Origin of the sequence: Nocardioides sp. dk884 (assembly GCF_009557055.1) — a bacterium.
Classification (GTDB): Bacteria; Actinomycetota; Actinomycetes; order Propionibacteriales; family Nocardioidaceae; genus Nocardioides.
Genome location: NZ_CP045649.1, coordinates 3,823,824 through 3,850,581, shown reverse-complemented (window position 1 = coordinate 3,850,581; position 26,758 = coordinate 3,823,824). Strand labels below are relative to the sequence as shown.

General features: G+C 73.2%; 23 protein-coding genes. 11 read left to right on the top strand and 12 right to left on the bottom strand.

Annotation, left to right across the window (positions count from 1 at the left end; translation table 11 throughout):
* Positions 1 to 4 precede the first annotated feature (4 nt).
* From GFH29_RS18355 to GFH29_RS18345, 3 genes are read left to right on the top strand one after another with little or no spacing between them, the layout of a single operon-like run.
* Entirely contained in the window at positions 5 to 661 is a 657-nt protein-coding gene (locus tag GFH29_RS18355; protein WP_153325190.1) for a hypothetical protein, read from the top strand.
* Between the two features lie 50 nt (positions 662 to 711).
* Positions 712 to 2,076, top strand: a complete 1,365-nt coding sequence (locus tag GFH29_RS18350; protein ID WP_228387915.1) for a PQQ-binding-like beta-propeller repeat protein — start codon at positions 712 to 714, stop codon at positions 2,074 to 2,076.
* 45 nt (positions 2,077 to 2,121) lie between these two features.
* Positions 2,122 to 3,276, top strand: coding sequence for an alpha-hydroxy-acid oxidizing protein (locus GFH29_RS18345; protein ID WP_153325188.1), 1,155 nt, complete (start codon positions 2,122 to 2,124; stop codon positions 3,274 to 3,276).
* Between the two features lie 10 nt (positions 3,277 to 3,286).
* Here GFH29_RS18345 and GFH29_RS18340 read toward each other — a convergent pair whose 3' ends face one another.
* On the bottom strand, positions 3,287 to 3,679 hold the full coding sequence (locus tag GFH29_RS18340; protein ID WP_153325187.1) for a hypothetical protein: 393 nt from the start codon (positions 3,677 to 3,679) through the stop codon (positions 3,287 to 3,289).
* Between the two features lie 193 nt (positions 3,680 to 3,872).
* Between GFH29_RS18340 and GFH29_RS18335 the strand changes: the two genes are divergently transcribed.
* Together GFH29_RS18335 and GFH29_RS18330 are read left to right on the top strand one after the other, a co-directional pair.
* Positions 3,873 to 5,354, top strand: coding sequence for an APC family permease (locus GFH29_RS18335; RefSeq protein ID WP_228387607.1), 1,482 nt, complete (start codon positions 3,873 to 3,875; stop codon positions 5,352 to 5,354).
* Positions 5,351 to 5,797 (top strand): hypothetical protein, encoded by a 447-nt coding sequence (locus GFH29_RS18330; RefSeq protein ID WP_153325186.1) that lies wholly within the window; start codon positions 5,351 to 5,353, stop codon positions 5,795 to 5,797. The genes GFH29_RS18335 and GFH29_RS18330 overlap by 4 nt, the downstream gene beginning before the upstream one ends.
* Positions 5,798 to 5,826: 29 nt before the next feature.
* On the opposite strand, the gene GFH29_RS18325 is transcribed toward GFH29_RS18330, so the two are convergent.
* A complete protein-coding gene (locus tag GFH29_RS18325) occupies positions 5,827 to 6,042 on the bottom strand; it encodes a hypothetical protein (RefSeq protein ID WP_153325185.1) in 216 nt (71 codons plus the stop codon).
* A gap of 73 nt (positions 6,043 to 6,115) precedes the next feature.
* Between GFH29_RS18325 and GFH29_RS18320 the strand changes: the two genes are divergently transcribed.
* Positions 6,116 to 7,003, top strand: a complete 888-nt coding sequence (locus GFH29_RS18320) for a matrixin family metalloprotease (RefSeq protein WP_153325184.1) — start codon at positions 6,116 to 6,118, stop codon at positions 7,001 to 7,003.
* 154 nt (positions 7,004 to 7,157) lie between these two features.
* On the opposite strand, the gene GFH29_RS18315 is transcribed toward GFH29_RS18320, so the two are convergent.
* The 6 genes from GFH29_RS18315 to GFH29_RS18290 all read right to left on the bottom strand — a co-directional run bounded on the left by GFH29_RS18315 (position 7,158) and on the right by GFH29_RS18290 (position 12,452).
* Complete coding sequence (locus GFH29_RS18315) at positions 7,158 to 8,780, bottom strand: APC family permease (protein WP_153337802.1); 1,623 nt, start codon at positions 8,778 to 8,780, stop codon at positions 7,158 to 7,160.
* 40 nt (positions 8,781 to 8,820) lie between these two features.
* A complete protein-coding gene (locus GFH29_RS18310; protein ID WP_228387914.1) occupies positions 8,821 to 9,147 on the bottom strand; it encodes a DUF202 domain-containing protein in 327 nt (108 codons plus the stop codon).
* 47 nt (positions 9,148 to 9,194) lie between these two features.
* Positions 9,195 to 9,557: a YidH family protein gene (locus GFH29_RS18305; RefSeq protein ID WP_153325181.1), complete on the bottom strand. Its 363-nt coding sequence runs from the start codon at positions 9,555 to 9,557 to the stop codon at positions 9,195 to 9,197.
* A 64-nt stretch (positions 9,558 to 9,621) separates the two neighbouring features.
* Positions 9,622 to 11,196, bottom strand: coding sequence for a sulfatase (locus GFH29_RS18300; protein ID WP_153325180.1), 1,575 nt, complete (start codon positions 11,194 to 11,196; stop codon positions 9,622 to 9,624).
* Between the two features lie 141 nt (positions 11,197 to 11,337).
* Entirely contained in the window at positions 11,338 to 11,640 is a 303-nt protein-coding gene (locus tag GFH29_RS18295) for a hypothetical protein (RefSeq protein WP_153325179.1), read from the bottom strand.
* A 74-nt stretch (positions 11,641 to 11,714) separates the two neighbouring features.
* Positions 11,715 to 12,452 (bottom strand): hypothetical protein, encoded by a 738-nt coding sequence (locus GFH29_RS18290; protein ID WP_153325178.1) that lies wholly within the window; start codon positions 12,450 to 12,452, stop codon positions 11,715 to 11,717.
* Positions 12,453 to 12,662: 210 nt separating this feature from the next.
* Between GFH29_RS18290 and GFH29_RS18285 the strand changes: the two genes are divergently transcribed.
* Positions 12,663 to 15,869, top strand: a complete 3,207-nt coding sequence (locus GFH29_RS18285) for a M14 family metallopeptidase (protein WP_153325177.1) — start codon at positions 12,663 to 12,665, stop codon at positions 15,867 to 15,869.
* 131 nt (positions 15,870 to 16,000) lie between these two features.
* On the opposite strand, the gene GFH29_RS18280 is transcribed toward GFH29_RS18285, so the two are convergent.
* From GFH29_RS18280 to GFH29_RS18265, 4 genes are all read right to left on the bottom strand, one after another.
* Complete coding sequence (locus GFH29_RS18280; protein ID WP_153325176.1) at positions 16,001 to 19,030, bottom strand: amidase family protein; 3,030 nt, start codon at positions 19,028 to 19,030, stop codon at positions 16,001 to 16,003.
* Positions 19,031 to 19,172: 142 nt separating this feature from the next.
* Positions 19,173 to 20,879, bottom strand: coding sequence for a glycosyltransferase family 61 protein (locus tag GFH29_RS18275; RefSeq protein ID WP_153325175.1), 1,707 nt, complete (start codon positions 20,877 to 20,879; stop codon positions 19,173 to 19,175).
* On the bottom strand, positions 20,876 to 21,397 hold the full coding sequence (locus GFH29_RS18270; protein ID WP_153325174.1) for a hypothetical protein: 522 nt from the start codon (positions 21,395 to 21,397) through the stop codon (positions 20,876 to 20,878). Before GFH29_RS18270 ends, GFH29_RS18275 begins: the two co-directional genes overlap by 4 nt.
* Positions 21,394 to 22,164, bottom strand: coding sequence for a class I SAM-dependent methyltransferase (locus tag GFH29_RS18265; protein ID WP_153325173.1), 771 nt, complete (start codon positions 22,162 to 22,164; stop codon positions 21,394 to 21,396). Before GFH29_RS18265 ends, GFH29_RS18270 begins: the two co-directional genes overlap by 4 nt.
* A gap of 89 nt (positions 22,165 to 22,253) precedes the next feature.
* On the opposite strand from GFH29_RS18265, the gene GFH29_RS18260 reads away from it, so the two are divergent.
* The 4 genes from GFH29_RS18260 (at position 22,254) to GFH29_RS18245 (ending at position 26,748) form a co-directional block, all read left to right on the top strand.
* Positions 22,254 to 25,523, top strand: a complete 3,270-nt coding sequence (locus tag GFH29_RS18260; protein WP_153325172.1) for a response regulator — start codon at positions 22,254 to 22,256, stop codon at positions 25,521 to 25,523.
* Positions 25,524 to 25,761: 238 nt separating this feature from the next.
* Positions 25,762 to 25,965 carry a cold-shock protein gene (locus GFH29_RS18255; protein WP_068108172.1) on the top strand — a complete coding sequence of 68 codons (204 nt, stop codon included), beginning with the start codon at positions 25,762 to 25,764 and terminating at the stop codon, positions 25,963 to 25,965.
* Between the two features lie 166 nt (positions 25,966 to 26,131).
* Positions 26,132 to 26,329: a hypothetical protein gene (locus GFH29_RS18250; protein WP_153325171.1), complete on the top strand. Its 198-nt coding sequence runs from the start codon at positions 26,132 to 26,134 to the stop codon at positions 26,327 to 26,329.
* Between the two features lie 119 nt (positions 26,330 to 26,448).
* A complete protein-coding gene (locus GFH29_RS18245; protein WP_153325170.1) occupies positions 26,449 to 26,748 on the top strand; it encodes a metal-sensitive transcriptional regulator in 300 nt (99 codons plus the stop codon).
* The last annotated feature ends 10 nt before the right edge of the window (positions 26,749 to 26,758 follow it).

The window sequence follows — 26,758 nt, the reverse complement described above, 5'->3', positions numbered from 1 at the left end:
CGGCATGCATGCCCACCGTGACCAGCGTTCCTCGCGCCTCGAGGTCGTCCTCGGCCTGCCGTTGCTGCCCTTCGTCTGGGCGTGGGACCTGCTGCGCTGGGTGGGCCGTGGCGTACGCCGCGTGGTGGCCGCGATCGCCGGGGCTGTGGCGCGGGTGTTCACCGCGCTGGGGCGCGCGGTGTCCTGGCTGTTCCGGCCGCTCGCGCGGTTGTTGAAGGCGGTGGGCGACGCGCTGCGCCCGTTGGTCGAGCTCCTCGCGAAGTGGGGCACTGCCGTCCTCCGCCTGGTCGAGCGGGTGCTGCTCGCCCCGTGGCGGTGGCTGGCCGCGGCGTTCCGCGCGCTCGGGCGGCTGCTGCTCCGACCGTTCCAGTGGGTCGCGGCCGCGTGGGCCGCTGCGCGTCGGTGGCTGGTCGCGGCGCTCCGGCCCGTCCTGCAGGCCCTCCGCGCGGTGTGCCTGGCGCCGCTGCGGTGGGCGGGGGCGGCGGCGCGTGCCGTCGGCCGGTTCTTCGCCCGCCTGTTCGCGGCGCCCGTCAGGTGGCTGCGCGCGCTGGTCCTCACGCCGGTCCGGCGCGTCCGGGACGCCGTACGACGGGCGCGGCAGCGGGTGACGGCCGCCCTGCCGCGGCCCCGCCTGCGCCGCCGACCCTCCGACCCGGCGTAGCGCTCGGCCGGGTTTACCGGCCGCCCCCGCGAGGCAGGGTGCGCCCCGTGATGATCCGTCGCCACTGGAAGCCGCTTCTGGCGGTCGCGGTCGTGCTCCTGGCGGCCCTGGTCTACGTCGGCCAGGACCGGTGGCGGCACCGCTGCGGTGCCGGCGTGGAGACGCTCGACGCGGGAGACATCGGCCAGGTGCTGCAGCCTGGGGCCGCGATCTCCGGTGCCGATCCCGCTCTGCTCGGAGCCCTCGAGGCGCTTCCGGCGCCGTTCGGGTCCTTGGTGGCCGGCCGGGCCTTCGAGGGCTCGATGAGCCGCCCGTCGGTCGGGGCGGTCGACGCCGACACCGCCTACCTGGCCTCCGGCAGCGGGCTCCTCGACGGCGAGTACGACGGCCAGGTCGTGCTCACCGACGTCGCGACCGGCGCGGCCCGGTGGGGCGTCGGGGTGCGCGAGTACGGCGCGGGCGGCGGGCCGGTCGGCGACCTGTTCCTCACGCTGGGGATCCCCGCGGACCGGGCACCACAGCTGGCGGCGTACGACGTCGGCTCGGGCGAGCGGGTCGCCTGCACCGAGATCGGCGAGGACGCCGAGACCGGCTTCGACCCCGCCCTGGGCAGCACGTCGGTGGCCGGGGGCGACGTGGTGGTCGCCCGCGAGGATCCCGAGGGTGGGCTGGCGCTCAGCCGTCTGGACCCGCGCTCGGGCGAGGAGCGGTGGCGCCGCGCCGTCGAGCACCGGGGTCCGCAAGCCGTGCTGGACGACGCCGGCCCGGTCGTGGTCTCCAGCGCCTACGGGCGCAGCGACCTGCTGGGGGGCGCCAACCTGCAGCCCGGGCAGGTGGTCGGCCTGACTGCCCTCGACACGGAGTCCGGCGAGCCGGCGTGGACCTGGCCCAGCGCGGTCCCGAAGAGTCACGCCGTGCAGGCCGAGGTGGTGGGCACGGACACGGAGGCCGGCCGCGTCTACGCGCTGGTCCGCACCTGGTCGGGCGAGCCCTCCTCCGCCCGGGCGCGGGTGGTGGCGATCGACGCCGACGGCGAGGAGGTGTGGTCGCGCGGCCTGCCGGGGGACCACTGCGACGCCGCGCTCTGGGGCGAGCTCGTCGTCACCGCCTGCGGACGGCCCGCGCTGGCGGGGCTGGATGTCGCGACCGGCGCTCCCCGGTGGACCACCCGGCGCGTGCTCGACCACCCGCACACGATCGATGTCAGCGGTCGGCCGGCCGTCGACCTGGGCGATGGCACGCGGCTCCAACCCGCGGCGGACGACCTCTATCGCATCGACACCACGACCGGGCGGGCCACCGCGGTGGCCACCGAGGCCGACCTGCGCACCTACGTCGCCGGGGTGGAGACGGTGGGGGAGCACCTGGTGCTCTCGACCGCGAGCGGCGTCTTCGTCTTCGAGCGCGAGGAGTGAGGCGACAGGCGGCGCGGGCCGCTCGTGGGCGCTAGGGTCCGCGGCATGGCGTACGGGGACTACCAGATCGAGCTCTACTTCGCGGCGCTCCAGGGCGTGCTGCCGCGGATGCCGTTCGACTACGCCGACCTGGAGCGGGACGCGCTCGCCGCGCTGCCGCCCGAGCTGCGCAGCTACATCGCGGGCGGGGCCGGGGACGAGTCGACCCAGCGCGGCAACGTCGAGGCGTTCCAGCGCTGGGCGCTGGTGCCGCGGATGCTCACCCGTTCCGCGGAGCGCGACCTGTCGATCGAGCTGTTCGGCAAGAAGCTGCCGACGCCGCTGCTGATGGCACCGGTCGGCGTGATCGGCCTGTGCACGCCCGACGGGCACGGCGACATCGCGGCCGCCCAGGCGTCCGCGCAGACCGGCGTACCGATGATCGCCTCGACGCTGATGAACGACCCCCTCGAGGACGTCGCCCCGCACACCGGCGACACCCCGTCGTACTTCCAGCTCTACACGCCCAAGGACCGCGACCTCGCCGCGAGCCTGGTCAAGCGCGCCGAGCAGGCCGGGTACGACGGCATCGTGGTCACCCTCGACACCTGGGTGCCGGGGTGGCGCCCGCGCGACCTGGCCAGCGGCAACTTCCCGCAGCTGCGCGGCAAGGCGCTCGCCAACTACACCTCCGACCCGGTGTTCCAGGCGATGACCGGCCCCGACCCCGAGCCGGGCACCGTGGTCTTCACCTGGGCCGGCACGTTCGGCAACCCGCTGTCGTGGGACGACCTGGCCTGGCTGCGCTCGCTGACCGACCTGCCGCTGCTGCTCAAGGGCATCTGCCACCCCGACGACGCCCGGCGGGCGCTGGACCACGGGGTCGACGGCATCTACTGTTCCAACCACGGTGGCCGGCAGGCCAACGGCGGCGGGTCGGCGCTCCAGTGGCTCCCGGCCGTCGTCGAGGCGGCCGCCGGCGCGCCGGTAATCTTCGACTCCGGCGTCCGCTCCGGCCCCGACGTGGTCAAGGCGCTGGCGCTGGGCGCGACGGCCGTCGCCGTCGGCCGGCCGTACGTCTACGGCCTCGCGCTCGGCGGCGTGCCCGGCGCCGTCCACGTGCTCCGCTCGCTGCTGGCCGAGACCGACCTGGTCATGGCTGTCGACGGCTACCCGACGCTGGCCGACCTGACGCCGGAGGCGCTGCAGCGGGTGGTGTGAGCGCGACGCGTCAGGTGAGCCGCGCCAGCTCGGCCAGGTCCTCCTCCTTGACCGTGAGGGTCAGGAGCCGGCCGTTGTGGTCGCGGATCCGGGTCCGCCACCCGGTCAGCCACCGCCGTCCGCGCTGGACGGTCAGCGGCCCGGGGTACCGCTCGAGGGGCAGGGTGAAGTCGGCGGGCACGGTGATCAGCGCCGCGTCAGTGATCACCAGGACAAGCGGGTTGAACCCCCAGGTCAGGGTCACCCAGTGGACCGTCTCCCGGGGACGCAGGTAGAGGAAGAACAGCTCGACGCGGCTCAGCAGTTGGCGGCGGGCGGAGCGCGGCCCGCGCATCCCTCTGGTGCGGGGGTCGAGATCGAAGGCGTCGTAGGGCTTCAGCGACTCCGGTCCCTCGTGGCTCATGGGGACGTCCTACCCCGGACCGCGCCGCCTCACCCGGCGACGAGCGCGCAGCCGGCCCGCGCCGACCCCCCCCACCGCCGCCGTCCAGATCACCCGATGGGGGTGGCCTCGGTCGCGAGCGGCGAGCCACACTCGAATGGATGGTCCCGACCCACGGACGCGACCGAGGTCAGGTGGAGGTAGCGATGGGCACGTGCGTACGGCGCCGGGCGATGACATGAGCGCCGCCGACGTCCCGGCCGAGGAGACGCTGACCGCTGCGCGGGCACGCACCGCCACCACGCAGTGGATCTCCTGGATCGCCCTGGCGCTGATGACCACCAGCTCGGTGGCCAGCCTCCGGGCGGCGCCCACGATGGCGGTCTACGGGCTCGCCTGCATCTTCTTGTACCTGCTCCCGGCCCTCGTCTTCCTGCTGCCGACGTCGCTGGTGTCCGCGGAGCTGGCGTCGGGCTGGGAGGGAGGCGTCTACAACTGGGTCTCCGAAGGCATCTCGAAACCCATGGGGTTCTTGGCGGTGTGGTGCCAGTTCGCGATGACGATCTTCTACTACCCGAGCCTCCTGGGGTTCGTCGCCAGCACCTTGGCCTACGTGTTCAATCCCGCGCTCGCCAGCAGCGGGGTGTGGACCGCGGCGGTCATCATCGTCGTGTACTGGTCCGGTGTGTGGATCTCCGCACGGGGCACCAAGGGCGTCGCCGGGCTCGCCAGCGGCGGCCTGATCATCGGCACGCTGGTCCCGGGCACCGTGCTCGTCCTGCTCGGCGTCGTGTTCCTCGGACAGGGCAACACCTCCGCGGCGCCGATGGACTCCAGCCACCTGCTGCCGGCGTGGGCCGGGCTCTCCAGCCTGGTCCTCATCGTCAACAACTTCCTCTCCTACTCCGGCATGGAGATGAACGCCGTGCACGTCTCGGCGCTGAAGAACCCGGCCAAGGAGTTCCCACGATCGATGTTCCTGGCCATGGGTCTGGTGCTGGCGATCTTCATCCTCCCCGCCCTCGCGATCAGCTGGATCGTGCCGACCGAGGAGCTCTCCCTCACCGCGGGCGTGATGCAGGCATTCGACGCCGTGTTCGCCGACTTCGGATGGCAGTGGCTGACACCGATCGTCGGGGTCATGCTGGTCACCGCCTCACTGGCCGGCATGCTGACCTGGCTCGCCGGGCCGTCCAAGGGGCTGCTGCTGATCTCCCGGCAGGAGGGCTACCTGCCGCCGTTCCTGCAGCGGCTCAACAAGAACGGCGTCCAGCAGAACATCCTGGTCGTCCAGGGCGTGATCACCACGGTGATCGGCCTGGCGTACGCGCTGATCCCCGACGTCTCCAGCGCCTACTGGATCTTCTCGGTGATCACCACGCAGGTCTACCTGATGATGTACCTGTTGTTGTTCGTCGCCGCGGTCCAGCTGCGCCGCAAGCAACCGGACCACGCGCGCGGCTACCGGGCACCGATGCTGCTCGGCCTGTGCGGGGTGGGCTTCGCAGCCTCCCTGGCCGCCCTGCTCGTCGGGTTCGTCCCGCCGTCGCAGTTCGCCGCCGGCAGCTCCGGCGTCTATCTCCTGATCGTCGGTGGCGGCGCTCTCGGTCTCGGCCTGGTCGTGCCGTTCCTCTTCTACCGCTTCCGCAAGCCCTCCTGGAAGCAGCCCGAGCCGGTCGAGGGGGTCACGTCATGAGCGCACCGGTCGAGAACCAGTCCCGCCGCGAGCGGTCGTGGATCTACCTCACGGTCTGCGTCCTCCTCGGTGCCCTGCTGATCGGCGCTCTCCTCACCTTCCGGGCCGCGGAGGAGTCCCGGGAGGCCGAGGCGAAGGCCGAGGAGCTCGTCACGGCGCTCGACGCCGCGGGTGCCCGCACGCCCGACACCGTGCAGATCGTCCGGGTGCTCGGCATCGACGGGGGCGCCACCTGCGAGAACCCGAACGGCGCCCTCGTCCGTGCGGTCCTGCACGCCCAGCTGACGAACGGCGCCACCGGACCCGGTGTGCGCCCGGTCATCGTGGACAGCCGGGTGTTCCAGGGTCAGCTGCTGATCATCCAGGTCTACTGTCCCGAGGAGCTCGAGGAGTTCCGGGTCTACGTCGAGGAGCTCCGCACCGACCCCGTCGCGGGCGACTGACGTGGAGGGCCTGCGGCGCGTGAGTCGGCTCAGTCGCGCGGGTCCTCCCGGTCGCTTCGCAGCCAGTCCTGCGCCAGCTCCGGCTCGGCCACGGGGACGTCGCCGGTGGGCAGGTAGAGCCGCTCGCCGTCGAGCTCGAAGGACGGCAGCGCGTCGCGCCACTCGACGTACGCCGGCGACGAGCGCGCCCGGGTGAGCGGCGCGTCGGGCTGCTGGTCCGGCGGGACCGGGGGCTGCTCTGCCATGGACGGACTCCTCGGCGCGAGCCTACGCTTCGACCAGCATCGCCCACGGCGCTCGGACCGGAGGTGGGGTGGCATGGCGACCTCGGAGCAGACCCTGGCCGCGCGGGTGCTCGCCGAGCAGCCGGAGCTGGTGGAGGTGGCGGAGGGCACGAGCGCGTACGGCGAGCTCGCCAGCGCCCGGCACGCGGTCACGCTCAGCATCGACGGGCGCTCCTACGTCGTCGCGGAGGGCGACCTGCTGCTCGACCGCGACGAGCTCCGCCTCTACGCGCTGCGTCGCGCGGCGGCGCGCGACCCCGGCGTACCCGACCCGGCGCCGTCGGTGCCGCTGGAGCCCTCCGCGGCGCTCACCGGGATCTCGGTGGGAGGGCGGGCGGTGCGGTGGGAGGACCCCACCTCGCTGCACTACTGCGTCTTCGAGACGAGCTTCCCCACCCGCGAGCAGTACGACGCCGTGCGCGACAATATGGCGGCGGCGACCGCCGACTGGGAGGCCGCGTGCGGCGTGCGCTTCGCCCACCTGGTCGAGCACGACGGCGCGGACCCCTCGGCCCCGCTGGTCGACCTCGACCCGGGCCTGGTCTTCGCGGTCCGCTTCGTCGACGCCCAGGGGCAGTTCCTCGCCTCGGCGTTCTTCCCGACCAGCCCGCCGGAGCGGCGCCGGCTGCTGATCGACCCCAGCTACTTCGAGCCCGGGCTGCGCTTCGACCCCGTCGGCATCCTGCGCCACGAGCTGGGCCACGTGCTCGGCTTCCGCCACGAGCACATCCGCAGCGGCGCACCTCCGCAGTGCCCCGACGAGGACAGCGCCGACACCGTCGACCTGACGCAGTACGACCCCCGCTCGGTCATGCACTACTTCTGCGGTGGGGTGGGGACCTCGGAGCTGGCGATCACCGACCTCGACCGCGAGGGCGCCCAGCAGCTCTACGGCCCGCCGCTCGCGGCCGAGGGCGCCTGAGGCTGGTGGTCGCGGGCGGGTCGCGCCGGGAGGCTCCACGATTGGTCACGAACGACAGCGATCCGGGTCGGATCCGTGTCGTTCGTGACCAATCGTCCGGGCGCAGGGCGCGCGGCGCGCGGCGCGCGGCGCGCGGCACCCACCACCCGCCCGCTCAACGCTGGCCCGCGTCGGAGACCCGCACCTCGGGCACCTCCGCGACCGCGGCGGCCGCGGCGGCAGGGGGCAGCGCCGAGCGCAGCCCCCACTCGAAGAACACCAGCGCGAACGCGGCGACCACGACGATGTCGACGCCGTTCGGGAGCCAGTCGCGCCCGCCGCCGTACCGGCCGGCGAAGCACAGCACGAGCAGCCCGACGTAGTAGGGGCCGAGCCAGGCGAGCGAGCGCAGGTCCAGGGAGGCGACCAGGCCGCGGTCGCGCACGACGCGGTAGCCCAGCACCACGGCGCCGACGGCGATCGGGATGGTCAGCTTGATCATCGTGTCCCAGCCGGTCCAGTAGATGATCAGGCTGACCACGATGAAGGCGACCCGCGCGAGCACCCCCAGCGCGGGGATCCGGAAGGGCCGCGACCGCTCGGGGACCTGGCGGCGCAGCGCGACGACGGTGATCGGCCCCAGGCACATCGACAGCACGATGGCGCCGGAGTTGAACGACAACAGCTCCGACCAGCCGTCGCGGAACGCGATCAGCAGCACCAGCCCGACCACGAGGTTCAGCACCATCGCCCGCATGGGTACGCCGTGGCGCGAGAACACCGACACCGCGCGCGGGAAGAGGCCGTTCTCGGCGACCGCCACGGTCAGTCGGCCGGTGGAGGCGGTGGAGACCAGCCCGGCACCGAACGGGCCGAGCACGGCGTCGGCCACGACCAGCTTGGCGAGCATGGTCATGCCCAGCCCGGTGAGGATCGCGGCGAGCGGGCCGTTGGCCCCGCCCTGGTCGAGCCCTGCCCAGCCTCGGTTGAGGTCTGCGGGGTCCACCGCGCCGATGAACCCGAGCTGGAGGATCGTGAAGAGGACGGTACAGATCAAGAGGCCCCCGACCAGCGCGATCGGGATGGTCCGCTGCGGTCGGCGGGTCTCCCCGGCGAGGTCGAGGGCGTGGCGGAAGCCGAGGAAGGCGAAGGCCACCCCGCCCGTGGTGATCGCGCTGAGGACCCCGGTCATGCCCTCGGGTGCGAACCCGGTCTCCCGCACCGGGTCCCAGGAGAACTCGGTGAGCAGCGCGGCGGCGACCACGATCGGGATGATGAGCTTCACCCAGGTCAGCGCGGTGTTGATCCGGGTGAACAGCGCGACGCCGAACGCGTTGAGCGCCGTGAAGACGGCCAGTACGCCGGCGGCGGCCACGATCCCCGGCAGGCTCAGCGCGCTCTGCCCGTTGTGGGACGCCTCGGCGACGAACAGCCAGTCGAAGGCCCGGTCGTTGCTGACGTACTCGAGCATCGCCTGGGTCTCGATCGGCGCGGCGGTCACGTAGCCCACCCACGCCACCCAGCCGGTCGCGACGCCGACGCCCTGGCCGTGGCTGAAGGTGGGCAGCAGGCCGAGGCCGCCGACGACCGGCAGCATCGCCGAGACCTCGGCATAGACCAGCGCGACCGTGATGAGCATCAGGCCGGCGATCGGCCAGGCGAGGATGGCGGCGGGCCCGGCCTGTTGTGCGGCGAAGAGCGGCGCGAACAGGACTCCGGAGCCGACCACGCCGCCGACTGCGACAAAGGTCAGTCCGAGAGTCCCAACCGAGCGGTTGGGAGCTTGCCGCTCGTTCACGCTAGCAACGGTAACGCGGGTCACACTGTGTGGCGGCTCCTCACCTGAGGATCACGTGGGCCACCTCGAGCCCCGCGGCCAGCGCGGTCGTGGCGGCCAGCACGAAGGTGGGCCCGCCGATCGCACGGTAGACGCGGTAGTAGCGGTCGTCGTCGTAGCGCCGCCAGCCCTCGACGACCACCCAGCCCGAGACCAGCGCCAGCGGGACGATCGGCACCAGCGCCGCCGGCCCGAACTCGGCCCAGGTGTGCTTCGCGATCGCGGCCACCACCCCGAACAAGGCCAGCGCCGTGCGCTCCCAGGCCAGCGTCGTGCGCTCGTCGCTCGGCACCGGGGGATCGGGGCGGCCGTCGGGCGACCGCGGCATGCTCACGGGCGGGTCCTCATCGAGTGCCCCCGTCGCTCACCCGGCGCTCACAGCCAGGCGACGATCAGGATCGCGGAGATCCCCGCGATGGTCAGCACGAGCAGGGCGCCGAACCCGATCGCCGGCATCGGCAGGCGTCGGCGCATCGAGCGCTCGACGAGTCCCCACCGCGCCCAGGCCACCAGCGCGCTCGCCAGGGCGATGACGAGCAGGACCAACGCGAGCGCGCTCTGCACGCGCTCGGGGAGCGACAGGTCGACCACGTCGAGGGCGACCCCGGCGGCGAGCAGCGCCAGCGCAGTGCGGATCCAGGCCAGGAAGGTGCGCTCGTTGGCCAGGCTCGAGCTGTAGTCGGGGTCCTCGCCCTGGCCGTAGACCCAGTGCGGTCGGCGCTGGCTTCTCTCACGCATCCACCCAGTGTCACCCCGGGAGGCGTTTCCGGCACCGGACCGCGAGGGGTTCAGGCGGGAGCGGTCAGCCGTCGTACCGGATTGGGGTGACCGGGCAGGTGGCGCCCCGGCAGTCACGGAACTTCGCGTCCCACGCGCGCACGCGGTCCAGGACCGCGGCGTACTCGGGGTCCTCGGCGACGTTCTCGAGCTCGTAGGGATCGGCGCGGAGGTCGTAGAGCTCCTCGCCCGCATCGAGGGCGACGTAGGTGTAGCGGTCCGCGTACCGCACGCCGGAGTAGGTCCGCTGGGTGCCGCTGTCCTCGGAGTACGCCTCGATCGGTACGACGCGGGGCACCGCCCGGGTGCTGCCCCAGTAACGCGACACGTCGACGCCGTCGAGGACCCGCTTCACCGGCGTCGCCCGGGCGAGCGCGGCGATCGTGACCGGCCAGTCGGCGGTCGAGACCAGGGTCGAGACCGCGGCGCCACGCACCACCCCCGGGCCGCGCACGATGGTCGGCACCTGGAGGGACTCGCGGTAGTGCCGCAGCTTCCCGGTCAGGTTGTGCTCGCCCATCAGGTAGCCGTTGTCGGAGGAGAAGATGATGACGGTCCGGCGCAGCTGACCGGTCCTGCGCAGCACCCGCACGTGCTTGCCGACCGCCTCGTCGATCGCGCGCAGCGACTCCTGGCGCTGCTGCCAGGCCTCGGTGAGCAGGCTGCGGCTGGTGGGGTTCCAGTCCCGCCCGGTGCCGTCGGCGACCTTGTCGGAGGTGTCGGCCTCCCACCGGCTCGGCTTGGCCGGCATCTCGACGCCGTCGAACAGGTCACGGTGCCGCGGGGCCGGCACGGTCGTGGCGATCTGCCGCGGATGGCCCGGATGGGTGGACAGCGGGTCGTCCGCGTCGCGGGGACCGCCGTTGTGCGGCGCCACGTAGTTCACCCACAGGTACCACGGCTTGTCGCGGCGCTCCCGCGCGCGCAGCATGTCGGTGGTCTGGGCGGCGAACAGGTCGGTGTTGTAGCGCTGGTAGCGGCGGACTTGGCCGTTGATGTTCAGCTTGGTGCTGAAGAACCGGTACGTCGTGGGGTCGACGCTCCCGCGCCAGTCGGTCCAGCCCGGCGGCACGTACTTGCGCGCCTTGCGGCCGCCCTCGCCGTACCCGTTGAGGTACTTGCCGACGAACATCGTGTCGTAGCCGGCACGGCGCAGCCACACCGGAAGCGTGTCGGTGTCCTCGAGCGTCCGGAACCCGCCGTGGTCGCCCTTCACGCCGAGCGTGCCGTGGTTGTGGGCGTACTGGCCGGTGAGCATGCTGGCCCGGGACGGCGCGCAGATCGGCGTCGGGGCGATCGTGTTGGTCATGGTCGCGCCCTTCGCGGCCAGGGCCTGGGCCACCCGGGGCATGCTGCGCAGGTCGTCGATGCTCATGTCGTCGACGGTGATCATCAAGACGTTGGGCCGCTTCTTCGCCGGCGCCACCCGGACCGGCTTCTGCTTGCCGGTGCCCGGCGTCGCCGGGGACACCACCCCGGGGACCGTGGCCGAGGGGGCGGGCTCGGCCTCGCTGGGGACGGGGGAGTACCCGGAGACCGCGGTGACCGTGAGCGCCGCGAGCGCGGAGAGGGCGCCCAGGTGAGGACGGGACAGCTTCACGTCGTGGACCTCTCGTGCCAGCTCAACAGGACCTTGACCGTTGGGCATGCACGGTGCTCGGTCGCGACGCCCGCGCGGGGCGCGTCGGTATCGTCGCAGACACCCCGGCACCCGGCGTACTTCTCGACCCGGCGAGCCTTGCTAGGGCCCGCTCGGGCTCACCATCGGCAAGGTGGTGTGGCTGGGAATGTCGCAGGCCGGGCAGCGCCACTCCAGCAGCCAGGACCGGGGGCCGTCGGTGACCCGCATCGGCCGGGTCCGGAAGGTGTCCTCGTCCCGGACGGTCTCGGCTGCGGCGTCGGCCCGGAGGGTGGTGTGGCAGTGCCCGCAGGTCAGCAGGGCGGTGAGCAGGCCGGTCGTGCTGATCGCGGCGCGGACCCCGGGCTGGTGCGGGGACGGGTACGGCGGCGCCACGACCTGACGGATCCAGCGCGGGATGCTCATCGGGAGCCTCCGTCTCGGCGGGGTGGGCACACCGATGATTCGTAGCCGCGGAGCTCCTGGCTCGCTCGCAGGGGCTAGGAGATCCGATCCGCCGGGATGCCACCCGCGGGCACGGTCTCCCCGTCGGCCGACCGCGCATAGAGCCGGATCGGTACGGCGCCGCGCAGCGCCGCGAGCCGGCCCGGGGCGACGCGGGCGTCGAGGTCGGCGGCCACCCGGGTGAGCGCGGTGGCGATCGGCTCCAGGTCCGCGAGGTCCACCGGGGCGTGCACCGCGAGCGCGTCACCCAGTGGCGAGGCGCCGACGACGGTGTCCTCCGGGGCCCCGGCCTCGACCAGGGCGCGCCGCACGTCGTCGGCGAGGGCGGCGTACTGCCGGCGGGTGAGCAGGTCCCCGGAGAGCACCTCCACCTCCACCGGGAGCCGCGCGAGCCGCTCGAGCAGCTCGGGGGCGGGGTCGTCGGTGACCGTGACGTAGAAGTCGTGGCCGGGCACCGTGCCGGGGACACCCGCGCCGACCCAGACGGCGCGGAACTCCCGGGCGAGCCGGGCGGTGTGGCTGGCGAACTCCCGCCGGGCTGCGCGCCCCGCAGGTGCGGGCGCCCCGGAGCCGTGCACGGAGATCGAGCGCAGCACCAGCCCCTCGGGCTCCGCCCGCGTGGCCGCGGCGTCCTGCACGGGGGTCGCGGCCGCCGTCGCGTCGTCGCGGTCCGGCGCGCCGAGCCTGGCCACGGGAGCGACGGCGGGGTCGAGGCAGCCCGACAGGCTGAGGACCGCGACGAGGCAGAGGCCGGCAGTGGCGGTGCGCAGCATGGGACTCCTCGAGGACCAGGCAGGACCAGGCAGGACCGGACAGGACCGGCCAGGGGAGCGATTCAAGCGAACCCGGGGTGGCCGGGTCCACGTCGTCTGGTCCACCCGCACGCCATCCCCAACTTTGTTGATGACACCACCCGCGGCCCGGGCGTGCCATGTGGGAAGCGTCGCGCCCTCCGGGGGCGCGCGGATCCGGAGGCTCCCCCCATGCGCCGTCGACACACCCCCGTCTCTCTGCTCACCTCCCTGGCTCTGACGGCAGGCTTCGCGGCGGCGTTCGCCGGCCCGAGCACCGCCGGCGCCGCGCCACCCGACGACCCTGCCGGGCCGAGCGTGTACGTCGGCGAGTTGACCCTGAGCCAGGTCGGTGACCTGCGCCGGGCCGGCTACGACCGCGAGGACTTCACCACCACCGGCGAGAGCAGCGCGCGCGGCAAGCTCGGCGTCGAGGTCGTGATGAGCGAGGCGGAGGCCGCCAAGCTGGTCGCCCAGGGCGTGCCGCTGGCCGAGAAGCGCGTCGACGGCGAGCCGGTCTCCCGGCTGCTGGCCGAGGCCGCCGAGCCGACCGTGTTCCGCTCCTACTCCGAGCCCGGCGGCATCCGCGACGAGCTGCGCCAGGTCGCCCAGGACCACCCCTCGCTGACCAAGCTGGTCTCGATCGGCACCACGATCCAGGGCCAGCCGCTCTACGCGATCAAGGTGACCCGCGGCGCGCGCCAGGTCCGCGACGGCTCCCGCCCGGCGGTGCTCTACTCCGCCGCCCAGCACGCGCGGGAGTGGATCACCCCGGAGATGAACCTGCGCCTGCTGCACCACGTCGTGGAGGGCTACGCCGCTGACCCCGAGATCCGTCGGCTGCTGCGCGGCACCGAGCTGTGGTTCGTGCCGGTGGCCAACCCGGACGGCTACGACTACACCTTCACCGAGGGCAACCGGCTGTGGCGCAAGAACCTGCGCGACAACAACGGCGACGGCCAGATCACCGGCATCGACGGAGTCGACCTCAACCGCAACTTCCCCACCCGGTGGGGCTACGACAACGAAGGCTCCTCCCCGTCGTACGGCAGCCAGACCTACCGCGGCGCCGCCCCGGCCTCCGAGCCGGAGACCCGGGCGATGGACGGGCTGATGCGGCGCGTCGGCTTCGAGTTCCAGGTCAACTACCACTCCGCGGCCGAGCTGCTGCTGTACGGCGTCGGCTGGCAGGTCGCGACCCGCTCGCCCGACGACCTGATCTTCGAGGCCCAGGCCGGTGACGACGAGGACTCGGCGATCCCGGGCTACGACCCCGACCAGTCCGCCGAGCTCTACACCACCAACGGCGAGACCACCGAGCACGCGCACAACACCTACGACACGCTCGCCTACACCCCGGAGATGGCGACCTGTCAGACCGCGAGCGAGGCCGACCCCGACGACGCCTTCGAGGCCGAGGACTGCCAGAGCGTCTTCAACTTCCCCGACTCCGAGGCGCTCGTGCAGGCGGAGTTCGAGAAGAACCTGCCCTTCGCCCTGGCCGTCGCGGACTCCGCGGACGACCCGGACCACCCGGTCTCCCCGGTCGGGCGGCGCGCCCCGGACTTCGAGGTGGACAGCTTCGAGGTCTCCTACGGCGACCCGCAGACCGTGGCGGTCCTGGCCCGGCGCGAGCTGCGCGGGCTGGTGCTGCGCTACTCGATCAACGGACGGCGCCCGCAGACCACCGGCACCCGGCTGTGGCGCGGCGGCGAGCGGTACGGCGACGAGGGCACCACCTACTACGGCGAGTTCCGCGGCCAGGTCCGCGGCGCCCGCCCCGGTGACCGGGTCCGCGTGTGGTTCGAGGCCTACCGGCCCGGCAGGGGCCACGGCGCCAAGGGCAAGGCCGGGGGCAAGCACGGCAAGCGGACCACCAGCCGGTCCTTCACCTACCGCCTGGCCCAGGACACCCGCGACAAGGTCGTGGTGATCGCCGGTGAGGACTACAACGGCGTCAACCCGACGTACGACCCGCCGCTGACCGAGCCGAAGTACGCCGAGGCCTACGTCCGCGCGCTGCGGCGTGCCGGGATCGGCGCCTCGGTGTGGGACGTCTCGCGCCAGGGCGTGCCGCACCACCTCGGCGTGCTGAGCCACTTCCGCGGGGCGGTCTGGTACCAGGGCGACAACCGGCTCACCCAGGACCCCGAGGACGAGATCACCGAGACCTACTTCGGTGACCTGCCCGACGCCTCGGTCGCCGAGCGCGAGCAGTACCTCACCCTCGCCGTGCGCGACTTCCTCAACGAGGGCGGCAAGCTCGTCGACACCGGGGAGACCGCCACCTACTACGGGTCGATCGGCGACGCCCTCGGCGGCATCTACTACGGCCTGAACGGCGACCCGACCGCGCCGTGCCAGGTCACCGACGACCCGCGCGGGGACTGCCTGCTGCTCGCCGACGACTTCGCGCAGTACTACCTCGGGCGCTACACCCGGAGCACCACCGAGAATCCCACCGGGTTCGCCGGGTCCGGTCCGCTCGAGGGGGTGACCGCTGAGTTCGGCGGTCCCGCGCTCGCGGCGAACCCGCTCGACGAGGCGGGCGTCTTCACCGCCACCAGCTCGGTGCTGCCGGTGGAGGACTTCCCCCAGTTCGCGAGCACCACCGCCGGCACCTACACCGGCACGCCTCCCGGCCGGGTCGACCCGGTCGAGGGCGAGTGGTACGTCGGCGGGCTCCACGTGGACGACTCCTACATGCGCCTGACCCGCCAGGTGGACCTCACCGGGGTCGGCGCGGGTGACGCGCCGACGCTGCAGGCGCGGCTGTCCTTCGACGTCGAGGAGGGCTACGACCACGTGATCGTCGAGGCGCGCACGGCCGGCCAGGACGACTGGACGACGCTGCCGGAGGCCGGGGGACTGACCAGCACCACGGTCCCGACCGAGTGCGAGGCCGGGTTCTTCCTCGAGACGCACCCGTTCCTGCAGCACTACCTGACGCCCGGCGACCCCTGCACCCCGACCGGCACCACCGGGGAGTGGAACTCCATGACCGGGGACTCCGCGGCCGGCGGCGGGGACGCGTGGCAGGACGCGTCGTTCGACCTCTCGGCGTACGCCGGGTCGCAGGTGGAGGTGTCGATCTCCTACGTCACCGACCCGGGGACCGGCGGCACCGGGCTGTTCATCGACGACACCCGCCTGAGCGTGGGCGGCACGGTCGTGGAGCGTGAGGGCTTCGAGACCGGGCTCGGGCCGTGGACGATCGCGGACCCGCCGGCCGGCAGCTCGCCCGGCACCGGGCAGTTCACCCGCTCCCAGGAGCTGTTCTCCCCGGCGGTGCGCACCCGCGACACCGTGCTCCTCGGGTTCGGCGTGGAGCAGGTCGCCTCCGTCTCCGAGCAGGCCGCGCTCCTGCGCCGGGCGTTCGGGTCGGTGGGGCTGCGCTGAGGGTCCTTGTCTCGGCGGTGCTCTCGAGGTAGTCCGCCACACAGGTGTCGTAGATCGGGCGATTCACGACACTGGTGTGGCGGACTACCCGCGTGGCCGGGCCAACCCACCTGGCCAACCCACCCGAGCGCTCAGCGGCGGACGGTGATCTTCACCTTCTTGGTCACCGCGTCGACCGAGGCGTTGCCGGAGTAGCGCACGACGACCCGGCTGGTCTTCGTGAGCGCGGGCAGGACGATCGTCGCCGTGCCCTTCGCGCGCACCTCGGCGACGGCGACGACCTTGCCGGCGATCCTGGCGGTGACGGTGCCGGTGGCCTTCGGGGCGGTGGTGACCGCCACCGCGAGGCGGGCCCGGGTGCCGGGCTTCACCGCCCCCGTGGCCTTCGGGGTGAGGGCCAGCCGGGCCTTGGCGCGGGTGACCTTCAGCGTCGCGGTGGCCTCACCGGCCGCGGCGCGGGAGGTGCCGGCGTACCGGGCCGTGACCAGGTGGGTGCCGACGGAGAGGTTCTTCGGCAGCGCCACGGTGGCGGTCCCTCGGGCGAGGGTGGCCTTCACCGTGCGTCCGTCGATCTCGACGGCGACCGTGCCGGTGACCGCGGCCGAGCTCTCGACGGTGACCGTCGCGCGCGGGGCGGTGCCGGCGCCGACGGCGGTCTTGCGCAGCTGCACCGAGACCACCGACTCGGCCGGTCCGGTGTGCTCCAGCGCCGGGGCGTACGACGTGCGCAGCCGGGCGTCCGCGACCTGCTCGGCGGCGTAGCCCATCGCCAGCACGTCGGCGTCGGACCAGGCGCGGCCCATGATCTGCAGGGAGTTGGAGTAGCCCTCGGAGTCGACGCCGATCGGCACGATCGCGGTCGGCAGGCCGACGTTGGAGGTCAGCACCCCGGAGGCGCGGTCGGAGCTGAGCGCGGCGCTGGTCGCGTCGTTGTTGCCGATCGCGCTGATGAAGCCGGGGTAGACCACGGCGTCGACGCCGAAGGAGTCCATCCACGCGCTCGCGCTGGCCTTGTAGCCGTCGCGCCGGGTCAGGAACCGCTCGGTGTTCTCCTCGTCCATGCCGGACACGTTGCGGTCCGACACGTTGTAGGGCAGGTTGCCCAGGTTGGCCCAGACCTCCGCCGGCGTGCGCAGCGGGAAGCCCGGCTCGGAGGCGATGTAGCGCTCCCAGCCCTCGGCGCCGGCGTTGCCGCTGATCGAGGCCGGGGGGTTGGTCGGGTTGCCGGAGATCTCGACGAGCTCGGCGCCCGCGGCCTCCAGCACCGTGCGCGCGGCGGCGAGCGCCTCGGCGCCGTTGGTGTTGTCGCTGACGAGCTGGGAGACGAACGACGCGGGGTTGTAGCCGATCTTCTTGCCGCGCAGCGCGTCCGCGTCGAGGGCGTCGGTGAAGCTCTCCGGGCGCAGCTGGTTGTCCACCCGGGTGGTGAGGATGTCCTCGGGGTTGTTGCCGGTGGCCCGGGTCGCGGTGGCGTCGAGCACGGAGGCGACGTCCTCGACGCTCTGCCCCATCGCGCCGGCGTAGTCCTGGGCCCAGGTCAGGGGCATCACGCCCTCGGTGCTGGTGAGGCCGTCGGTTCCGCGGAACGTCGTGAGGCTCGCGCCGGTGCTGGGCGCGTAGAGCGACACGCCGGTCTGGGTGCCCAGCGCGATCGGCGCGAGCTCGGCGGCGACGGCCGTGGCCGAGCCGCCGCTGGAGCCGAAGGAGCTCTTGGAGGGGTAGAGCCCGTTCCAGGTCTGCATGAAGCCGCTCTCGCTCCACGACCCGGAGTTGGCGAACTCGCTGAGGTTGGTCTTGCCGAGGAACACCGCCCCGGCCTCGCGCAGCTTGGCGATCTGCCAGGCGTCCGACTCCGGCTCCCAGTCCTTCAGCGACATCACGCCGCCGGTGTTGGGCTGGCCCTCGACGTCGTAGAGGTCCTTGACCGCGATCGGGATGCCGAGCAGGTCGCCGTCCTCGCCGGCCGCGCGGCGCGCGTCGGCCGCCGCCGCCTGCTCCAGAGCGTCGTCGTCCACCGAGATGAACGCCTTGAAGCCCAGCTGGGTCTGGTCGTACGCCGCGATCCGGTCCAGGTAGGCCTGGGTCAGCTCGACCGAGGTCACCTCCCCGGAGCGCAGCGCGGCGCGGAGGTCGGCCACCGTCTTGCCGGTCACGTCGTAGGCGACGCTCGTGCGCACGGTCGGCTCGTACGGCGCCGCGGGGAGCTGCAGCGGGTCGGCGCCGGCGCAGGTCGCGGGGTCGAAGGCGGCGCCGCCGAAGGTGACCCCCTCGAGCTGCCAGTTGGCGACCGTGCACAGCTCGTCGAGGGAGAGGAAGGACAGGTCGGGAGCGGAGGCGACCGCCGCGGTGCGCTCGACGATGGCGGTGCTGTCACCGGGGGCGCCGGTGAGCAGCAGCCGGGCCAGCGACCGGGTCTCACCCGGCTCGAGGGTCAGCTCGTGGACGAAGCCGGGGTCGTTGGCGCCCGACCCGCTCGCGCGGTAGTCGTCGGTGAAGGGGTCGTTCTGCTGGTCGCCCACTCGGTCCGCGCCCTCGTCGCCGACCACGATGCCGGTCGGGCGGTAGGAGGTGGTGCGGCTGCCGGATACCACGTCGGGGGAGGTGGCCACGGCGAAGCTGTCCCCGGCCTCGATCACGTCGTCGCCGTCACCGGTCGCGACCACTGTCCCGGCGGTCGCGGCCTCGCCGGGCACGCCGTACCCCAGCGAGCCGCCGAAGGAGACCCGCACCGTGACCGGTTCGGTGGAGGTGTTGGTGAAGCTGTCGAGGTACGACGCGGTGTCGGTGCTCGCCAGGTCGAGGCGCCGCGAGACCAGCACGTCGCCCAGGCGCACCGAGCGGGTGGAGACGTAGCCCCGCTTGGTGTCACCGACCAGGCCGAAGCCGCGCATCATCTGCCCGTTCATCCGGGCGTCGGAGCCGACGACCTCGACGAACAGGCTGCCCAGCCCCTCGGCACGCGAGCCTGCGATGTTGCGGATGCTGCCGGTGTCCAGGCCGGGTCGGCGGGAGTCGTTGACCGTCCAGGCGGCCCCGTTGTCGGTAGTGACGGTGGAGATGGCGTGGGCGGGGACGGTGGCGAGCGCGGGCAGCAGCCCACCGACGAGGGCCGCAGCGGGCGCCGCGCGCAGCACGCGGCGTACGGCCGGGGAGTTCGACATGTGCTTCCTTTCCGAAGGCACGCGGGGAGGTCCGCGGTGCCTGGGGAGGACGCTAGGAACGCCGTGTGTAAACAGACGTCCTCGTCGATGTCGCGCGTGTGAACACCTTGCCGCCCCGGTTACGGACGGCGTCAGGGGCGGGTCAGGACGCCGCGACCACGCGGTCGAGGTCGGCGCCCTGACCGGCGAAGTCGAAGGTGTAGCCCGAGCGGTCGGACGGCCGAGTGCGGCCGTGCTCGGGCGGCGCCACCTCCGGGACCTGCCAGAAGTAGTGGATGTCGGCGCCGAGCAGCGAGGTGAAGAGGTGCTCGTTGCGGGCGGCGTAGCCGTGGTGGCTGATCACGATCGTCGAGGCGAGGTGCTGGCAGTGCATCAGGTTGAACATCGCCGACCCGCCGAATCCCGCCACCACCCGGGCGCCCGCGAACAGCGCGACCTGCTCATCCATCGGCAGGTCCTCGGGGTAGAAGACGTGGAAGCCGCGGTCGGCGAAGAACCGCTCCAGCTCGGCCTGGTTGCGGCAGGGGCGGCGGTTGATCAGCCCCGGCCCGCGGGAGACGAAGATGCGCTCGTGGGGCCCCGGTGAGGCGTCCCCGAGCAGCCCCGCGGTGAGCCGGTGCCAGGTGTCGACGATGTCGGGGTGGGCGTGGTGGGGGTCCTGGTTGTGCCACATCGGCGAGGCGCCCACGACGCTGCGCAGGCGCACCGGGTGATCGAGGACCACGATGTCCTCCGGGGCGATGCCGTAGGCCGTCAGCAGCATCCGCTCCAGCCTGCCGCGGCCGGGCTCACGCACGTGGACCAGGGCCTTGAGGTCGGGGATCTGGCGCTTGGCCTCGTCCCAGCCCCAGAACCGGCACACGACCTCGGTGGTGAGGTGGCCGAAGTGCCCGTCGAAGACGCAGTCGACGTAGTAGTGCTCGCCGTCGAGGACGCCGGTCCCGGCGCGCCGCGGCACCCGCAGGAACCCCGGCGCGACCGAGCGCAGGTGCGGGTGGGTGAGCGGGCGGTGGTGGGGCCAGCGAAACGACTCCGGCAGGACGGTGGTGCCGCTGATCAGGCGCATCCCGCCCAGGCTGATCAGCGGGCCCTCGTAGCGGCGCAGCTCCACGGGCGGGTAGGGCAGCGCGTCGGGCCACGGCTCCGCCCGGCTCGGGCCGTACGACGACTCGTGCATGCGCACGTCGAGCACGCCACCGGGCCGGGTGGCCAGCACGGTCACCGAGGTGCCCGGCTCGCGCCCGGTGATCAGCGACAGCGGCACGCCCTCGCCGACGGCGTAGGCGTGCTTGCCGCGCTTGCGGATCGCGATCACGTCGCCGAGGTCGTGCAGCTCCCGGGCGGCGCGCGCGACGGACAGCACGCCCGTCGTCTCCTCCTCGGCGGGGCTGGTGTCGTCCATCGACTCCTGCACCGAGCGCAGCATCCGCTCCAGGCGCGCCTCGCGGCCGTGGGCGGCCCGGTCGTCGGAGACGTCGAGCAGGAAGGTGCCCAGCGGGCGCACGTGGGCGAAGGTGTGGCGCACCAGCTGGCGGTGGCTGCCGAAGAGCCGGGTGACGGTCTCGGGGGCGAGCACCACGACGAGCACGTCGCAGGAGCCGTGGGGGACCAGCTGCTCGCTGAGGGTCTCCGGTGTGGTCTCGTCGTCGACCTCGATGAGCCGCGCGCCGCCGCGGTCGGTGTCGAGGCGGACCCGCCAGTGCGCGGCCCGCTCGCGGCGGGTGGCGTCGGTGATCACGGCCGAGCCGCGTCGGATCTCCGTCGGCAGGAGCGCGGCCAGCGGCTCGAGCAGCGGGTCGCCCTCGGCGACCAGCGGGTGCGACCCGTCGGCCTCCCCGGGGAGGCTCATCGGGCGCCGCCGGCTGATCGCTCGCGCAGCCCGCGGGCGGCCCGGACGCCCTGGCGGGCGGTGTCGCGCACCTGGATCAGTCGGCTGCGCACCGGTGGCGGGAGCGTCGCGACCACGCGACGCAGCCGGGTCTGCGGGACCTGGGGGGCGTGCGGGCGCGGAGCGGCGTGCACGGTCGCCGGGGCGGGACCGGGCAGCAGCGCCACCGGCTGGTCGGCCACCGCGAGCAGCCGGGCACGCACCCGGCGGAACGGCTCCTCGCCGCTGCGCACCGTGATCTGCCAGGCGCGGGGGCCGAGGCGCTCCTGGTCGACGCGGAAGTCGAGCACCGTGTCGTCGCCGTCGGCACGGGCGGTGCCGTCGCTGCGGCGCCGCGCGTCGCCGGCGACCAGGCGCACCTGGACCGGACCGGGCTGCAGGCGGGTGCCGGGCAGGCGCACCGAGACCTCGATGCCCTCGTCGCGGCGGCGCGCCCAGCTGGTCAGCTCGTCGACCTCGAGGGCTCCGCGGGCGCTCATCGGGCCACCGCCGCGGTGCTCGGGAGCAGGCCGGCCGCGGCGTACGCGTTGCGCACCCGCTGGCGGGCGTCGGGGACGCCGAGTCGTCGGGCCGCGCGCAGCTCATCCCAGATCGGCGCCGCGAGGAACGCCACCGGGTCCATCGCGCCCTTGCGGGTCAGCACCCGCTCGGGGACCTCCTGCGGGTCCGGGGTGACCAGGTCGCCGACCACCTCGTCGTACGCCGCGGCGAGGGAGGTGTCGCTCGGGTCGGGCAGCAGCACCACCACGGTGCCGGTGGGCTTGGTGTCCAGCTCCACGACGACCAGGTCGGGGCGGCGCTCGCGCAGCACGTCGACGATCTTGAAGACGTCGCCGGCCCAGGCGCCGCCGTCGGCGCTGCCGACGCGTCCGCGACCGGCCTCGACCACGCTGCGCGGCAGCATGTCGTCGATGACGATCACGCTCGAGGGGTGGCAGTGGCGCTCGGTGTTGATCAGGTCGCGCAGCGCGAACTCCGACAGGTGCATGCCGTCGATGAAGGCGAGGTCGACGACCGGCTCGGGGAAGTGCGCGAACGGGTGGCGGCGGGCGAAGAACTCATCGCTCGTCGTGCGCACCAGGTGCACGTCGCAGTGCAGCTCGTGGGTGAGGACGAAGAACGGGTCCACCCCCACGCTCGGGACACGCGACAGGGTCAGGCTGCGCCCCTTGCGCACCCCGATCTCGAAGTAGGTGCGTGGTTGCAGGAGCTCATGGAGCCTGGCGAGAAGCTGGTGTCGCTGCACTGAGTGGTCCTCCGGTCCATTTGTGACGTCGGGAGTCGTGCTGGCAAGACGGTAACCCCAGGGTCCCCCCATACGGCAGCATTCCTCACATGGGGATTTCGATGCCGCACGAGCTCGAGAGCTGGGTGCTCCACTCGCTCCCGGACGCCGTCTGGGTCGTCGACGACGCCGGGCTCACGACGTACGCCGACGCACGGCTGGGCGCGCTGGTGGGTCGCGACCCCGCCACGCTGGCCGGCCGGCCGGCGCCGGAGCTCGGTGACGAGGCCGGCGGCGAGGCGCTGACCGCGCTGCTCGCGGACCTCGCACGGGCCGGGGCCGAGGGGGTCGGCGAGGTCGCCTGCACGCTGCGCGGCGCCGACACGCCGGTGCGGGTGGTGCTGCGCCCCGCGCCGCTGCTCGACGACCAGGGGCGCCGGCGCGGCTGGCTGCTCGCCGTGGCGCCGGTCGGTCCCGCGGGCACCTATGAGGAGGTGTGCCGGCGCGAGCAGCGTCTGCTGGAGGCGCAACGGGTCGCGGAGGTCGGCAGCTGGGAGTGGGAGCTCGCCACCGGGGAGGTGACCTGGTCCGACCAGCTGTTCCGGCTGATGGGCCTGGAGCCCTCCGCCCTCACGCCCGGGGTCGAGGTGTTCCTCGACCTCGTGGACGTCGAGGACCGCGGGCGCGTCGCCGACGTGCTGTACGCCGCCACCGAGGGCCGGGTCCCGGAGCAGTACGACGCCCGCCTGCCCCGGCCGGGCCTCCCGCCGCGCTGGATCCGGGTGCGCTCGATGGTGCTGGAGGAGCGCGACGGCGTGCCGGTGCGCCTCGGCGGCACCGTCCAGGACGTCACCGAGTCCAAGGAGTACGAGAACGGCGCCGCGTTCCTCAGCGTCCTGGCCCCGCTGGCCAACAGCTCGCGCACGCTGCTCGAGGCGCTGCTCGCCGCCAACGACCTGGTGCGCCCGGTCGCGCAGTGGCCGGCGGTCCTGGTCGGCGTGCCCGACACGCCGGAGGGCGCGGCCGGCCCCGAGGGGCTGACCTGGGTCGACGTCGCCTGGGTGCCGCTGGAGGAGGGTCGCAGCCGGGTCGCCCGCGAGCTGGCCGAGCGGGTCGCGCGCGAGCGCCGGATCCTCTCCATGATCGCCAGCCGGTCGGGGGAAGCAGGGGAGCCCGGGGAAGCCGGGGAGCCCGGGACCGGCACCCGGCTGCTCGCCGGGCCGGTCGAGGTCCGGGGGCGGCTGGCCTGCGTGCTCGTGGTCGACATGCGCACCGAGGCCGAGCCGCCTCCCTCCGAGGGCGCGATCTTCGAGGAGATGCTGCGCGCCTTCACCGCGGTGGCCGAGCGCGAGCTGAGCGCCCGCGAGCTCGCCGCGGCTCGCGACGAGGCGCTGGGCGCCTCCCGAGCCAAGTCGGAGTTCCTGGCCACGATGAGCCACGAGATCCGCACCCCGCTCAACGGCGTGATCGGCCTGAGCGAGCTGCTCGGGCGCACCGAGCTGACCCCCCACCAGCGCCGCCTCGCCCAGGGGATCGACCAGGCCGGGCGCACCCTGCTCTCGCTGGTCAACGACATCCTCGACCTGTCCAAGATCGAGGCCGGCCGCCTCGATCTCGAGGAGCTCGACTTCGACCCCCGCGCCGTCCTCGAGCAGAGCGCCGCGCTGGTGGCCGAGCACGCCGCCGACCGGGGCTTGGAGCTGCTGGTCTCCAGTGCGGCCGACACCCCCGAGCTGGTCCGCGGCGACCAGGTCCGCTTCGGCCAGGTGGTCACCAACCTGGTCTCCAACGCGGTGAAGTTCACCGCCGAGGGCGAGGTGGTCGTCCGTGCGACCGGCACCACCGGCAGTCACGGCGCGACGGTCCGCGTGGAGGTCCGCGACACCGGCATCGGCATCGCCCCGGAGGTGCAGGAGCACCTCTTCGAGGCCTTCTCCCAGGCCGACAGCTCGACCACCCGCGAGTACGGCGGCACCGGCCTCGGTCTGGCGATCAGCGAGCGCATCGTCTCCGCGATGGGCGGGGAGATCGGCGTGGAGAGCGAGCCGGGGGTAGGCAGCACCTTCTGGTTCGAGGTCGCCTTCGAGAGGCCGCTGGGCGCCACCCCGGTCCGCGACACCGCCCGCGAGAACGCCGTCGCCGGCCTGCGCGTGCTGGTCGTCGACGACAACGAGACCAACCGGTTCATCCTCACCGAGCAGCTCCAGACCTGGAAGGCGGGCGTGCGTGCGGTCGACTCGGCGTACGCCGCGCTGGTCGAGCTCGACGCGGCCGCCGAGCGGGGCACGGCGTACGACCTGGTGCTGCTGGACTACATGATGCCCGGCGCCGACGGGGAGCAGCTGGCCCGGATGGTGCGCCAGGAGCGCCGTCACGACGACGTCCGCCTGGTGCTGCTGTCCTCGGCGACCGAGCCCGAGGACAGCTGGCTCACCGCGGCCGGCATCGACGCCTTCGTGAGCAAGCCGGTGCTGCCGACCCGGCTGCTCGACGTGCTGGCCCGCCTGGGCGGGCGCCTCGAGGAGCAGGCCGGCGAGAGCGTCGCGGCCCCGGCGTCCGAGGCGGCCAGGGCGCGGGGTCGGGTGCTCGTGGTCGAGGACAACGAGGTCAACCAGCTCGTCGCCGAGGGGCTGCTGGGCCGGCTCGGCTTCGAGGTCCGCATCGCCGAGCACGGTGCTGCTGCCGTGGCCGCGATCGCCGCCGACCCCGAGGGGTACGACGTGGTGCTGATGGACTGCCAGATGCCCGTGATGGACGGCTACGACGCCACCCGCGCGATCCGCGCGATGCCGGGCCGCGCGAGCCGGCTGCCGATCGTGGCGATGACCGCGGCCGCGGTGGCCGACGAGCGCGACCGGTGCCTGGCGGCCGGCATGGACGACTTCCTGGCCAAGCCGGTCGACGTCGGAGCGCTCGAGGCGGCCCTGGACCGGTGGGTCCCGGCGCCGGCGGAGCCCTCCCCGGCGCCCGCGCCCGTCGCCTCCACCGGGGTCGTCGAGCGGCTCGGGTCGCTGCTGGACAGCGGGATCCCGCCGGAGCTCGTGGGCCGGATGACCAACCGGTTCGGCCAGGTCGCGGAGCGGGCGCTCGCCGACCTGCACGCGGCGGTGAGTGCCGGTGACGCCAGCGCGGCCGTCGACGCGGTGCACGGGCTGCGCGGCTCCTCGGGCAACCTCGGGCTGGGGGAGGTGGCCGAGCAGACGCGGGTGCTGGAGGCCGCCGGCCGGGACGGCTCGCTGCCCGACCCGGCGTCGCTCGAGGCGCTGACGGCGGCCGTCGCGCGTGGTGTCGAGGAGCTCGCCGCGGTCGCCGGCGAGCTGCTCGCGGTGGGCCCGGGGAGCCCGGGGAGCCCGGGGACCGGGCCCGGCACACGCTCCTAGCGCAGCGTTCGCGAACCGATCAGAACTCCTCCCCCGGGGGAGGTTTGCTTTTGCGCTTCTCTTGGTACTGTTCTGTCTGCAACAGGTGCAAGTTCCAGCAGGTCTGACGCCCGCGGAGTTTGTGATCCAACGGCGTTTCTTCTTAGTGGTCCACCACGGGTCGGAGCGACGTGTCACCGCATCTGATGCGGAGTCGTCGAAGTGACGGCTTCTCGTTCTGACAAGGAGTACCAGCACCATGGCTCAAGGCACTGTGAAGTGGTTCAACGCTGAGAAGGGCTTCGGCTTCATCGCGCAGGAGGACGGCGGCGACGACGTTTTCGTGCACTACTCGGCCATCCAGACCCAGGGCTACAAGTCCCTCGACGAGAACCAGAAGGTCGAGTTCGACGTCACCCAGGGTCCCAAGGGCCCGCAGGCGGAGAACGTCCGCGCGGTCTGACCTCTGGTCGGCACCTGTCTCGACAGGGCTTTGCGCACGAGGCCCCACCCTCACGGGTGGGGCCTCGTGTCCGTTGTGGGCGCACCCTGGCAAGAATGGGTGAGAACTTCATCAGATTGACCGGCGCCCGGTTTGGTGGTGCCGCCGACCGGGGAAGGAGCAGCGGATGGAGCACCGCCCGCTCGATCCCGACCACGCCGAAGGAGGAGGACTCGTGCGCGATCAGTTCGACGTCACGCTCGAGGACTCCGACCTGCTCGGCGAGGTCGAGCTCACCACCAACCTGATCATCGCCGCCAGCGAGTCCGAGGACCACCTGAGCGACGACCAGATCGACACGATCCTCGGGATCCACGACGACTGAGCGCCCCCTCGCCCGGTGCCGCAGGCCCCCTCGCTCTCACGAGCACGGGGGCCTGCGCCCATTTCGCAGCCGACCGGAGCGACCTTGAGACCCATACCCCGTAGGGGTATGTTCGAGGTATGGACCACGGACCGCACCAGCACGGGTACATCCAGCACAAGGACGACCACCTGAAGCGCCTGCGCCGCATCGAGGGCCAGGCCCGTGGCCTGCAGCGCATGGTCGAGGAGGAGCAGTACTGCATCGACATCCTCACCCAGGTCGCGGCGATGACGAAGGCCCTCCAGGCCGTCTCGGTGAGCCTGCTCGAGGAGCACCTGAACCACTGCGTCGTCGACGCCGCCCGCCAGGGCGACGACGAGGCACGCGAGAAGGTCGGCGAGGCCGTCGACGCGATCCGGCGCCTGGTCCGGTCCTGAACCCCCACAT